The organism is Streptomyces sp. NRRL B-3229, assembly GCF_000719505.1.
Classification (GTDB): domain Bacteria; phylum Actinomycetota; class Actinomycetes; order Streptomycetales; family Streptomycetaceae; genus Streptomyces; species Streptomyces griseorubiginosus.
Window position 1 is genome coordinate 89,711 of the sequence record NZ_JOGP01000006.1, and the last position, 12,206, is coordinate 101,916.

Below are 12,206 nucleotides of genomic sequence, written 5' to 3' on the forward strand. Positions count from 1 at the left end.
TCAAGCGGATTCACCTTCGCAGCTCTGCGCGTCCGAGTCACGGTCGACCAGGTGGGCGTACGGCAGATCGGGGCGCTCCGCACCGGCGAAGAGCGCCGATATCCCCGCGAAGGTGTCCTCCTCGTCGGCGCGCGTCGGCAAGGGATAGTGCAGCGCGTCCAGCAGATCGAAACGGTGCAGGTCGTATACGACATGCATCAGGCCGGAGTAGGTCTGCGCCGCCGTCACCGCACCCTTGTAGGCCCCTCCCGCGAGCACCAGACCGGTACCGCACCACCACCAGAGGGCCGGCTCGTCGTACAGGGCGTAACCCCCCGTTCCGACCAGCGCCAGCAGGGCCCAGCAGAGGTTCACAGCGGTGTCGAGCGCATTGCGGGTGGAGCGGAGCACCTCGGACATGCGGTCAGACACCTGGAGGAAGATGCGCGGCCACGAGGTCAGCGTCGTCAGCCCGTAACGCTCCCCGGCACTCAACTCCCCCGCGCGCAGGGCGTTGCCGAGTGCGGTGGGCATCACGACATCAGCCGGCGGGTACGCGGCGAGGCGGCGGCGCGCCTCGGCGCGAACGCGCTTGCCCGCGCCCCCTCCCCCCTTGCCGTACGCCCGCCTCCGCAAGGCCTGCTGACGCCTGCGCTGCACACGGGAAAGCAGCTCCGCGAGTCGGGCTGTCACGAACCAGCGGTCCCAGTAGCCCTCGAGGACCCGCACCGCACGCACCTGGAACGGCTGCGCCAGCAGGCCGAGGAACACCGCGCAGACGATCACCGTGAGGATCACGCCGAGCGCGGCTTCAGGCCGGTCCGGCCAGACGTCACCCCAGTCGCTCCGCCCCGAAAAACTCCCCGCCCGCACCAGCGCCAGCACTCCCGCGACGAACAGCGCGCACGGCGCGAAATGCACCGACAGCACCCGTCGCACGAAGCTCGCCCTCCCGTTACGCATCTGAGAGCTGTTCAGTATGAAGCGCGGTGTCAAGCAGGGGGAGGGCGGGTCTCGTGTTGCGATCCGGTCAGGAAGGTGATCAACACTGGTCAAGTCCCGGGTGATCGTTGTGACTTGCGGTACGCCAGTCGCACACTGCCGTCATGGCAATCCTGAAACGAGTCGCCGCCACGTTCTTCGCCGTGTCGGCCGCGCTGCTCGCGATACCCCCCACTGCCTCCGCCACCCCCGACACGCACGTGACTCTGGCCCGGGAGAACTTCGACCGGCTTCCGCTCGGGCCCGTCAGCCAGGGCCGGGACTGGGTCGGCGACACGGCCGGCGGGACGTTGACCGTCGTTCCCAGTGGGACGGGGCATGGGCGGGAGCTTCGGATTCGTACCGAGGGGAACGGTCGGGCCTTTCTCGTGTTCGACAAGCTCGCGCCTCCCGGCAACAGTTTCTGGGGGCGCGTGCGGCTGCGGGTAGGCGGGTTTCCCACCGCGCCCGACTGGGCCCACTGGACCGTCGCCGAGGCGTCGGGGGCGGACTCGCCCACGCTGGTGCGGCCGCTCGGGGGCCAGTACGCACCGACCGACAACCACAACTTCTGGGGAGTCGGGTCCGATCTCGGGCCGACCGGGGACTGGACCTCCTGGAAGACCTCCTCGCCCGCGGTCGCCGGGACGTGGCAGTGCGTCGAGTTCCATCTGGACGCCCGCGACAACCGCGTCACGGTGTACTCCGACGGCGTGGAGCGGTCCGACCTGACCGTCTCCACCAAGGTGCACGGGGGAACCGCGGACGACTTCGTCTTCCCGGCCTTCGACAAGCTGAAGCTGGGCTGGCAGCTCTATCAGGCCGACCCGACCCCCTCGTCGTACGACATCCGTATGGACGACGTCTCTCTCAGCACCCGGCGCGTGGGGGGTTGCGGAAACGGAGGCTGAGAACGGGATTGCGTCCCTGCGCCGGGCGTGATCCACTGCGGCGGTCATGAGTCGGGGCCCTGGGGAGGGGCCAGGGGTCGGGGGAGGCAGCGGTGCGTACCGCTGGAGAAGAGATCGTGTCGTCGTGCCCGCAGTGCGGGGTGGAGATCCGTTCGGACAGACGGTTCACCACGTGGTGCGCCGCCTGTGAGTGGAACGTGGATCCGCAGGGGCCCGGCGAGCAGAAGCGCGGGCTCGACCGCGTGCGTCGCCGGATCGCCCAGCGGTACGGCGTGCGCCTGTTCGAGGAGTTGAGCAGCGAGGGCGGGGGCGGGTCGAGCGGGCGTACGGCGCCTGGTCTGCTCGCCTTCGCGCTCGCGCTCGCCGTGCACGGCCTGACCCTCGTCCTGGCCGCGATCGGGCTGCTGGGCGTGATCCGCGGCTGGGGCGGGCTCGGTATGGTGTTCGGGCTGTTCCTGCTGGCGCTGGCCTGGTCGCTGCGGCCGCGGCTGAACCGGCTGTCCGACGACGACCGCGTCCTGCTGCGCGCGGACGCGCCCGCGCTGTACGCGCTGGTCGACGAGGTCGCCGCCGCCCTGGGCACCCGGAGCGTGGACGCCGTCGTGGTCGACGTCGACGCCAACGCGAGTGTGACCCAACTCGGGCTGCGGCGGCGGCTCCTGACCCTGGGGCTGCCGCTGTGGGAGGTGCTGAGCCCGCAGCAGCGGATCGCACTCCTCGGGCACGAGCTCGGTCACTTCACGCACGGCGACACCCGGCACGGCATGGTGGTGGGCACCGCGTGCAGATCGCTGGGCACCTGGCTCTACTACGTCCGCCCGATGCCCGACCCGAACGTGCTCCAGGCCATCACCAACCTGGCCTGTGTCCCGCTGCGTCTGCTCATCACCGGCGTCCTGGCACTGCTCGACCTGCTGACCGCACGGGCCTCCCAGCGCGGTGAGTACCTGGCCGACGCGGCGGCGGCCCGCGCCGGGTCCACCGAGGGCGCGGTCGGTCTGATGGACCGCCTCATGGTCACCGACTCGATCGTCACCACCCTGCACCGCGAGACCAACAGCCGCCGGATGCGCGGTTCGGGGCGCGGCGGACGGCACGACGGCGACGGCCTGTGGGAGGCGCTCGCCGCCCACCTGGACTCCGTGCCGGAGTCCGAGTTCGAACGGCAGCGGCGGGTCGGGGCGCTGCGCGGGCACAGCGTCGACGCGACCCACCCGCCGACCCATCTGCGCCGCCAACTCCTGCTGAGCGGCGCTCCGGCATCCGCCGCCGTGACCGCGGGCGACTCCCGGACGGAGCGCATCGCCGGGGAACTGGCGGAGGTCCGCGGCACGCTGGCCCGCGAAGTCGTCAGGGACGGTTACGGCAACCCGTGACGGCGGCCCTCTTCCCGATTCAACCAGTGACGCCGGCTCCCTTCCCGATTCAACCAGTGACGGCGGCTTGCTTTCCCACTTCACCCCGTGGCGGTAGCCCCCTTCGCGCCTCCCGCGCCGGCGCCGCGTGCGGCCGTCACAGCTGGCTGAGGATCGTCGGGTCCGTGATCTTGGTGTCGGCCGCCAACATCATCGCCTTGCTGAGGATGACCGCCAGCATGCGGTCGCCCTCGTAGGGCAGGTAACCGGTCTGCGGGGAGGCCGGGGCGGACTTCGGGACGATGCAGAGGTACTGGTCGTTCGGGGTGCGGAGGATGTTGCCCGAGCCCAGGTGGATCTTGTAGGTGTGGCGGTCGCCCTTGACGTGGAGGAAGCGGCCCTCCAGGGTGCAGCGGTCGGCTATCGCGAGCCTCGGGATCAGGCGGTCCAGGAGAAGCCGACGGGTCTCGGCGCTCTGGTTGAGCTCTCCGAAGCCGTACGACGTCCAGTACTCCTGGAAGCGGCCGCCGGGGCCGCCGTCCTGCCAGGTGGGGTCGTTGCCGACGCTGGCCACGCCGACGAACAGGTCGACGTCGCGCAGGACTTCGGACAGGACCAGGGGCGGAATGCCGGTCAGGGGCAGGGGGTTCACCGGCTCGGCGCCGTCACGCAGCCACATGCGGTACTCGCCGCCCGCACAGTGCGCCGAGTTCTCCGGGGCGTCGATCGGGTAGAAGCGGACCTGGTCGGTGCGCAGACGCAGATAGCTGCCGGAGTCGGTGATGTCCGAGTAGTCCGCGCCGCCGTCGCCCTCGATCCAGTACTCGGCCCGCAGGCCCCACCGGGGCAGGTTGCGGGAGGGCGGTGGCGCCTCGTCGTCGACGGCCAGCCGGAGTTTGTTGCGCCAGCCCCGCGCCGCCGCCAGGGAGTGGAACTGGTGCTGGCGCAGGACGTGGGCCGCGAAACGGTTGGAGTAGGTGCCCGTGGCGCGCTCGGCGTCCGTCAGCAGGTAGACCTCACGATGGGCCTGCTTGAAGGGCTGCGTGACGCCGTGCCGCTCCAGCCAGTCGCGCCAGGCGACGATCTCGGCGGGGGTGTGGTCCACCGGGTGCCAGAGGCGTACTTCGGTGCCCTCGGTGACCGGGGCGTCCGCGAGGGTGCGCAGGGCGCCTTCGGCGTGGCCGACCGTGGTGCCGTCGACCGTCCACAGGAGGCGCCGCGCGAGGGTGCCGACCAGGGGGTGGTCGAGGTAGCGCTCGCGCCAGGTGGCGTAGGACCAGGTCCGGTCCGCGAGGAACTGGCGGTCCAGGCGCTCGCTCTGGGCCGAGAGCATCCTGTCGATGTCCTTGGCGGCCGCCTTGAGTTCCTTGAGCTCCTCGGAGTGGTCGCGGCGGACGGCCGCGGGGACACTCTTCATGGCCTTGCCACTCGCGTTGCGCCAGGTCAACACGGCCTTCGTGCCCTGGACTTCGAGGACCGCGGTGACCTCCCCGAGCCGGTGCTCGGCGCGTCCGACCTGGGTCAGGCCGTAGGCGGGTACGGCGAGTTCCTCGATCTCCTCGCGGCTGAGGCCGAGGGCCGCGGCGCGGCTCTCCAGGGCCCCGTCGAGCAGCTTCAGGGTGTTCTTGTACGTCACCCGGGTGGCCAGGCGGGCGAGTTCGGCGAGGGCGGCCTCGCTGTCGATGCGGGCCAGCGCGTTGACACCGGCGTTGGCGACCTTCGGGTTGCGGGGGCCCAGGCCGGCGACCTTCTTGAGGGAGGTCTCGACCAGGGCGCCGAGGGCGCGGGCGGTGTCGGGGTGGGGCGGGAGGAGGGAGAGCAGCCAGGCCAGGCCCCGGAGGGCGTTGGCGTTGTAGGGGTCGTAGGCGCCGTTGACGTCCGGTTCGTAGGTGCCGCGTTCCAGTTCGAGGGTGCGGGGGCGGCCGACGAGGGCGAGCCAGGCGAGCACGGTCTCGCGGACGCGGTCGGGGCCCAGGGAGGTGGTCAGGGCCGTGGCCCGCTGGTCCCACTTGGCGTTGGGCTTGGCGGCGGTGGCGGTGGCGGCGTGCGCCAGCAGGGCCTGCCAGTCGGGGTCGTCGGCCGCGTCACGCAGGGCCTGGTCGGCCCAGGCCTCACCGACGTTGACGGGTGGTTCGGTCAGCTTCTTCGCCATCCGGACGAGGTCCTCGTTGTGGTAGGCGTGCTGGACCGAGCGCCGGACGGTGGCGACGACGGCGGGCGAGATCGGGCGGCCCGCGGCCAGCTCGGCCTCGATGAGGTTCTCGTAGCCGGCGGCGAACCAGAAGGAGTGCTGGCGGGAGATCTGGTCGAGCAGGGCCAGGCGCTCCGCGGCCAGGCGGTCGTGGGGCGGCAGGTCGCGGGAGATGATGCCGAGCAGGATCAGGGCGTTCTCCCGGGCGTTCGGGCCCGCCTCGTCCGAGTGGTACTGCGTCACGAGGCCGTCGGCGACCCGTGACCGCCCCTCCGGGGGCAGCCTGCGCGCACGGTCCAGTACGCCGTCCCACAGGCCGGTCCAGTTGCCGTGGTTGGCGACCGCGGCCTTGAGCAGGTCGACGGCCAGCCCCTCCAGGTCGTCCTCGGCGATCCGGCGGCCGACCAGCTCCTTGCACCTCTGGATCTCACCCATGGTCAGCCACCCACCAGCGGGACGAGCTTGAGGAAGGTGACCTCGGTGCCGAACGCGAGGTCGATCTCCTCGTCGAGCTCGGTGACCTGGCGGTCACCGACCAGCACCAGGAATCCGTTGCCGGCGAAGGCCTTGAGGGCGAGCTCGGTCTGGGTCTCGGGATCTATGCGGCGGGGCGTGCGCAACGCGTAGCCGTTCAGCACGCGCTCGGTGTCCTCGGGCTGGACCAGGCCCTGGAAGACCGCGGGCGTACGCGCGTTGTACTCGGCGACCTCCTGGAACACCCGACGCCGGATCAACTCCTGGACGGCGAGCCGCTCCTCGGCGATCTCCAGCCCCCAGCCGTCACTACGGCTCCCGCTTGTCGTCTCGTCGACGAACATCACGATTCCCATGCCGAGACACTACGAGCCACCACTGACAACGGGGTGCGAGACAGGTGACGGTCCCGTCGTGGCGCACGTGGACTGCGACTCATCAGGGGCGCGGGGAACTGCGCGACCAGCCACGACGGACCTTGGGGCGTCCGACGACCTCACCCGCCCGTCAACCTCACCCGGGAAATGGTCAGGCCCGGCCCGCTACGCGATGTTGCGCGCCACCGTCCACGTCACCGCCACCGCGAGGACGAGCAGCTGGGCCCGGGGGCTCAGCGTGGGGCGCCAGTGGCGGCCGTGCAGTCCCTCCCATGCCCAGCGGCCCAGTAGGTACAGCGCGTACGGGGAGGCCAGCAGCAGGGCGCGGTTGTCCAGCCAGGCCTCGGTGAAGTGGCCGTGCATCAGGTCGTACACCATGCGGGTACCGCCGCAGGCCGGGCAGAGCAGGCCGGTGAGCATGCGGAACGGGCACCGCGGCAGGAGGTGGCCCGGCTCGTGCGGGTCGGTGCGGTAGAGGTACACCGCTCCCGCCGCTCCCGCGGCGAGCACCGCCGAGGGTGCCGCGGCGGGGTGGCGGAGCGGGGAGCGGCGTACAGGTCGCGGGGGCGCCGGCGGCCCGGCCCCGGCGCCCTCCGTCCTAGCTGCGGAGGATCCGGCCGTGTTCATCGGTGTGGTCGTTCCCGGTGAGCAGGAGGATGCCGTCGATGAGCGACCAGACCCCGAGCCCGCCGCAGGTGAAGAGCTGCGCGAGCCCCATGCCGACGTTGCCCAGGTAGAAGCGGCCGACGCCGAAGCCGCCGAGGGTGAGCTGGAGGATGCCCGCGATGACCTTCGACTTGTCGGAGTACGGACGTCCGTACGGGTCGTAGCCGTAGGGGGCGTTGGGGTCTCCCGTGTAGGTCCCCGGGGGCGGGTAGTAGCCCGGCGGCGGGAACCCGGGAGGCGCGTAGCCGGGGGGCGGGTATCCCTGCTCCTGGTGACCCTGCTGTTGGTATCCCGGCGGCCCCTGTGGCGGCCCCTGCTGTTGGTATCCCGGCGGCCCCTGCGGCGGACCCTGTTGCTGGAAGCCCTGCGGGGACTCCTTCCGCGGCCCCTGCTGGGGATCCTGCTGCTCGTGACCCTGCTGCTCGCTCAAGGGGGACTGCTCCTGGGGACCTAAGCGGGACGACCCGCGAAAAGACGACAATGCGCCCGGTCATCATGCCCGACGGACACCGCGTCGCAGAAGCCCGTTCGATGACTCCCGGCTTAATCTGACGACATGTCAGATGACGAGTCGTACGAACTGCTCGGTTTCGACAACGTGCTGCTGCCCGTCGGGAACCTCGGCGAGGCCGTCTCCTTCTACGAGCGCGCGGGCTTCACGGTCGGCTTCCGGCTCGACGAGGCCGGGATCGCACTGCTGAAGGTCGGCGGCGAGACACCCGGGATCCTGCTCCGCCAGGAAGAGGCGCTCGGGCACCGGCCGCCCCCGTGGCCCGCCACGCGCGTGTGGCTGGAGGTTCCGGACGCCCGGGCCGCCGCCCGGGAACTGCGCGCGGCGGGCATCGAACTGCTCGACGAGGTCTTCTCCGTGGCCACCGGCTGGACGGCCGAGATCGCCGACCCCTGGGGGAACGTCCTCGGGTTCACCGACTACACCAAGCGCCCGGAGCTCGCCCGGCGAGCCTGAGGCCCAGTTCAGGCACCGCCCTCCTCCAATGAGTTGAACATGTTCAAAAGCAGGTCTAGAGTCACCCCTGTCAGCTTTTTGAACATGTTCAAGAAGGGGGAGGCGCATGGACCGCACGGTCGTCGCCTACGTCATCTACCTCGTCGTCAGCATCGCCCTGACCGTCTGGGTGGCCCGCACGCTCAGCCGCAACGGACGGGTCTTCCTCGCCGACGTGCTGCGCGGCAACGAGAAGCTCGCGGACGCCGTCAACCACCTCCTGGTGGTCGGCTTCTACCTCGTGAACCTCGGCTTCGTCGCGCTGTACCTCAGCGGAGACGGGACGATCGAGGACACCCGAGGCGTCTTCGAGGCCCTGTCGACCAAGCTGGGCGTCGTCCTGCTGGTGCTCGGCGTGATGCACCTGGCCAATGTGTACGTCCTCAACCGGATCCGCAGGCGGGGTGCCCTGGAGCGGGAGCAGGTGCCGCCGGTCGCGCCCCAGGACTGGGTCCAGGCGTGAACGGCGGCACCACGGCGGACCGCACCCCGGTCCGCCGGCTCACCGTCCTGTACGACGCCGAGTGCTCGCTGTGCGCCTTCCTGCGCGGCTGGCTCGTACGACAGCCGCAACTGGTGCCGCTGGAGCTGGTCCCGGCGGGGTCCGAGGAGGCCCGGCGGCGGTTCCCGGGTCTCGACCACGGCGCCACCCTGGAGGAGATCACCGTCGTCGGTGACGCGGGGCAGGTCTACCGCGACACGGCCGCCTGGATCGTGACCCTGTGGGCGCTGCGCGAGCACCGGCCGCTCGCCCACCGGCTCAGCACCCCGTCCGGGGCACGGCTCGCGAGGGGCGCGGTGCTCGCCGCCGCCAAGTGGCGGGGCGCGCAGTGGCAGCAGGGCCAGTGGGGCGGCACGGTGTACCGCCGCTCGGACGGCTGGGCGTACGACCCCCGCCGGGGCTGGTTCCACACCCCGCCGGGCTGTGCGGGCGACAGCTGTGCCACTGGCTAGGCTCTCTTGTCGTGCCTGCGAACAACGACCCCGCCAGCAACGACCCCGCGAACAACGACGGCCCCCAAGAGGGCGCTCCCCCGAGTGCTTCGAGCAAGTCCGAGCAGACTCGCGCGCTGATCCTGGAGACGGCCATGCGGCTGTTCCAGGAGCGGGGCTACGACAAGACGACCATGCGGGCCATCGCCCAGGAGGCCGGGGTCTCCGTGGGCAACGCGTACTACTACTTCGCGGGCAAGGAGCACCTGATCCAGGGCTTCTACGACCGGATCGCCGCCGAGCACCAGGTGGCGGTCCGGGAGGTACTGGCCCGGGAGAGCGACCTGGAGGCGCGGCTCGCGGGGGTGCTGAAGGTCTGGCTGGACATCGCGCAGCCGTACCACGAGTTCGCGGTGCAGTTCTTCAAGAACGCCGCCGATCCCGACAGCCCGCTCAGCCCCTTCTCCCCGGAGTCCGAGCACGCGCGCGTGGAGGCCATCTCGGTGCACCGGGAGGTGCTGCGGGGCGCGACGAAGACCAAGGTGCCCGAGGAACTCCGGGATGTGCTGCCCGAGTTGCTGTGGCTCTCCCAGATGGGTCTCGTCCTGTACTGGATCTTCGACCGCACGGAGGGCCGCGAGCGCAGCTACCGGCTCGCGGAGCGCGGTGCCCGGCTCACCGCGCGGGGCGTGTCGCTGGCCCGCTTCCGGGTGCTGCGGCCGCTCGTGCGGGAGGTGCACGAGCTGTTCACGGACTTCCTGCCGGGGATGACGAAGGTGATGCCGAGCCCCGGCGGGAAGCCCTAGTCACGTCAGTTGACGGCGTCGACCTCGCCCTCGGCCAGTTCGACGTCGTACACCAGCGGCCCCTCCCCCACGACGACGTGCCGCGCGCGGGAGCCGTAGGAGGGAGCCGCGACCGCCAGCAGGTACGTCCCCGGTGCCGGGACCGAGACGATGTAGGAACCGTCGGCCAGCGAGACCACGCGGTCCAGTTGACGGCCCCCGGCCGACAGCAGGGTCACGGACGCGCCCTCCACCGGGTCGCCCTCCGTCGTACGGACGTAGCCGTGAACGGCCGAGGCGGGGCCGCCGTCCGCACCAGCCCCGGCGCGGGTGTCGGCGGCGCCGGCCGCCGTGGGGGGCGACGCCTCCTCCTTCGGTTCCACCGCGAGGTGCGGCAGCCGCTTCTCCAGCCACCCGGGCAGCCACCAGTTGGCGTTGCCGAGCAGATGCATCGCGGCCGGGACCAGGGCGGTGCGCAGGATGAACGCGTCCAGGGCGACAGCCGCCGCGAGGCCCACGCCCGCCATGGCGGCGCCCGAGTCACCGCTGAGGACGAACGCCATGAACACGCAGACCATGATCAGTGCGGCGGAGTTGATGACCCGGCTGGTCTCCGCGAGGCCGACGCGTACCGCGCGGGCGTTGTCGCGGGTGTGCACCCACTCCTCGTGCATACGGCTCACCAGGAAGACCTGGTAGTCCATCGAGAGCCCGAAGAGCAGGGACAGCATGATGACCGGCAGGAAGGCGTTGATCGGGCCCTCCTTGCCGAGGCCGAGCAGTTCCAGGCCCCAGCCCCACTGGAAGATCGCGACCAGGACCCCGAAGGAGGCCGCGGCGGCGATCAGGTTCATCAGGGCGGCCGTCAGGGGCACCACCAGGGAGCGGAAGGCGACCAGCAGGAGCAGGAAGCCGAGTCCGATGATCGTCGCGATGAACAGCGGCAGACGGTCGCCCGTGACGGTGGAGAAGTCCTTGGACACGGCCGTCACCCCGCCCACGTGGGCCTTCACGCCGGCGGCGGGGATGACGTCGTCCCGCAGCCGGTCGATCAGCCGGTCCGTCTCCACGGACTGCGGTGAGGTCGTGGGCACGACCTGGATGACCGTCACGCCCCTCGCGGGCGGCAGCGCGGCCACCTGGGCGACCCCGGGCGTGTCCTGGAGGCCCTTGACCAGGGCGCTCGTCTCGGCGCCCTCGGTGACCACCTGGAGCGGTCCGTTGAAGCCCGGTCCGAAGCCCTCGGCGAGCAGGTCGTAGGCCTTCCTGGTGGTCGTCGAGGCGTCGTCGTTGCCCTGGTCGGTGGCGCCAAGGCGCAGCGACAGCACGGGAACGGCCAGCACGGCCATGAAGACCAGGGCGAGCGCGGCGATCCTGCGGGGGCGCTTCTCGACGGCCGTCGACCAGCGGGCGGCGAGTCCCGAGGCGCCCTCGGCCTCCGGCCCCTGGGCGGCCAGCCTGCGCCGCTGGCGGCGGCTGAGCACCCGCGGGCCGAGGAAGCCGAGCAGGGCCGGCAGAAGGGTCGTGGCGGCCAGGACGCTCAGCACCACGGTCAGCGAGGTGCCGATCACCACGCCGTCCAGGAAGCGCAGGCGCGTCACCAGCATGCCGGCCAGCGCGATGCAGACCGTGCCGCCCGCGAACAGCACCGCCCGGCCGGAGGTGTTGAGGGCGGTGACCGCCGCCTCCTCGGGGTCCAGGCCCCGCTGGATGCCCTTGCGGTGCCGGGTGACGATGAACAGGGCGTAGTCGATGCCGACGCCGAGGCCGATCAGGGAGGCCAGCAGCGGGGCGATGTCGGGGACGTCTGTGGTGTGGCTGAGCAGCTGGGTGGCGAACAGGCCGGTGCCCACGCCGAAGACGGCGATCGCGATCGGCAGCGTCATGGCGAAGAACGAGCCGAACGCCAGGAACAGCACGACGGCGGCCGCGACGATGCCGACCCCTTCCGACAGCCCCTGCGGCGGCTCCTGCACCCGCTGGATCGCCTGGCCGCCCAGTTCCACCTGGAGACCGGCCCGGTCGGCCCCCTGCGCGGTGTCGAGGACGTCCTGGACGAGTTCCTTGGGCACCTCGTTGGCGCGCTTGACGAAGGTGACCTGGGCGTACGCGATGGTGCCGTCCTTGCTGACCTGCGCGGCCCCCCGAGCGTCGTAGGGACTGGTCACGGCCCCGACGCCCGGCATCTTCGCGATGTCGTCCAGGACGGGCCGTATCCGGTCCCGAACCGCCTGGTCCCGCACGGAGCCCTCGTCGACCTTCCAGACCACCGTGTCGGTGTCGCCGGAGGTGTTCGGGAAGGCCTTCTCCATCAGGTCGTACGCGCTCTTGGAGTCCGTGTCGGGCAGGGAGAACACGTTCGCGTAGTTCGTGCCCGCCGTCGAGGCCGAGAAGCCCAGCCCGAACAACGCCCCCAGCCACAGCAACAGGACCACCAGCCGGTGCCGATAGCACCAACGTGCCAATGCCGCCACGCTCAACTCTCCTCAGTAGTCGGTCGGTCCCCCAGGTCCTGCGGAACAGGATCGGCGGCGGCACACGCGCGTGG

Annotated in this window: 12 protein-coding genes; 6 read left to right on the forward strand and 6 right to left on the reverse strand. The window is 71.3% G+C overall.

Going from position 1 to position 12,206, the window contains the following annotated elements; genetic code table 11:
• A complete protein-coding gene (locus IF54_RS0110700) occupies positions 1-918 on the reverse strand; it encodes a hypothetical protein (protein WP_078851942.1) in 918 nt (305 codons plus the stop codon).
• Positions 919-1,085: 167 nt separating this feature from the next.
• Here IF54_RS0110700 and IF54_RS0110705 point away from each other — a divergent pair, with 167 nt between their 5' ends.
• Positions 1,086-1,871 (forward strand): hypothetical protein, encoded by a 786-nt coding sequence (locus tag IF54_RS0110705; RefSeq protein ID WP_030316968.1) that lies wholly within the window; start codon positions 1,086-1,088, stop codon positions 1,869-1,871.
• A 92-nt stretch (positions 1,872-1,963) separates the two neighbouring features.
• Positions 1,964-3,247 carry a M48 family metallopeptidase gene (locus IF54_RS0110710; RefSeq protein WP_051735395.1) on the forward strand — a complete coding sequence of 428 codons (1,284 nt, stop codon included), beginning with the start codon at positions 1,964-1,966 and terminating at the stop codon, positions 3,245-3,247.
• A gap of 136 nt (positions 3,248-3,383) precedes the next feature.
• Here IF54_RS0110710 and IF54_RS0110715 read toward each other — a convergent pair whose 3' ends face one another.
• The 4 genes from IF54_RS0110715 to IF54_RS0110730 form a co-directional block, all read right to left on the reverse strand.
• Entirely contained in the window at positions 3,384-5,852 is a 2,469-nt protein-coding gene (locus tag IF54_RS0110715; protein WP_030316972.1) for a DUF4132 domain-containing protein, read from the reverse strand.
• Between the two features lie 2 nt (positions 5,853-5,854).
• Positions 5,855-6,247, reverse strand: a complete 393-nt coding sequence (locus IF54_RS0110720; protein ID WP_030316974.1) for a hypothetical protein — start codon at positions 6,245-6,247, stop codon at positions 5,855-5,857.
• A 186-nt stretch (positions 6,248-6,433) separates the two neighbouring features.
• Entirely contained in the window at positions 6,434-6,895 is a 462-nt protein-coding gene (locus tag IF54_RS0110725) for a DUF2752 domain-containing protein (protein WP_234438960.1), read from the reverse strand.
• Entirely contained in the window at positions 6,867-7,364 is a 498-nt protein-coding gene (locus IF54_RS0110730; RefSeq protein ID WP_030316979.1) for a TM2 domain-containing protein, read from the reverse strand. Before IF54_RS0110730 ends, IF54_RS0110725 begins: the two co-directional genes overlap by 29 nt.
• A 126-nt stretch (positions 7,365-7,490) precedes the next feature.
• Here IF54_RS0110730 and IF54_RS0110735 point away from each other — a divergent pair, with 126 nt between their 5' ends.
• The 4 genes from IF54_RS0110735 (at position 7,491) to IF54_RS0110750 (ending at position 9,679) form a co-directional block, all read left to right on the forward strand.
• Positions 7,491-7,901, forward strand: a complete 411-nt coding sequence (locus IF54_RS0110735) for a VOC family protein (RefSeq protein ID WP_030316981.1) — start codon at positions 7,491-7,493, stop codon at positions 7,899-7,901.
• A 106-nt stretch (positions 7,902-8,007) separates the two neighbouring features.
• Complete coding sequence (locus IF54_RS0110740; protein ID WP_020135659.1) at positions 8,008-8,403, forward strand: hypothetical protein; 396 nt, start codon at positions 8,008-8,010, stop codon at positions 8,401-8,403.
• Complete coding sequence (locus IF54_RS0110745) at positions 8,400-8,894, forward strand: thiol-disulfide oxidoreductase DCC family protein (protein ID WP_030316983.1); 495 nt, start codon at positions 8,400-8,402, stop codon at positions 8,892-8,894. Before IF54_RS0110740 ends, IF54_RS0110745 begins: the two co-directional genes overlap by 4 nt.
• 11 nt (positions 8,895-8,905) lie before the next feature.
• Positions 8,906-9,679 carry a TetR family transcriptional regulator gene (locus IF54_RS0110750; RefSeq protein ID WP_030316985.1) on the forward strand — a complete coding sequence of 258 codons (774 nt, stop codon included), beginning with the start codon at positions 8,906-8,908 and terminating at the stop codon, positions 9,677-9,679.
• 5 nt (positions 9,680-9,684) lie between these two features.
• On the opposite strand, the gene IF54_RS0110755 is transcribed toward IF54_RS0110750, so the two are convergent.
• On the reverse strand, positions 9,685-12,123 hold the full coding sequence (locus IF54_RS0110755) for an MMPL family transporter (protein WP_030316987.1): 2,439 nt from the start codon (positions 12,121-12,123) through the stop codon (positions 9,685-9,687).
• Positions 12,124-12,206 lie beyond the last annotated feature (83 nt).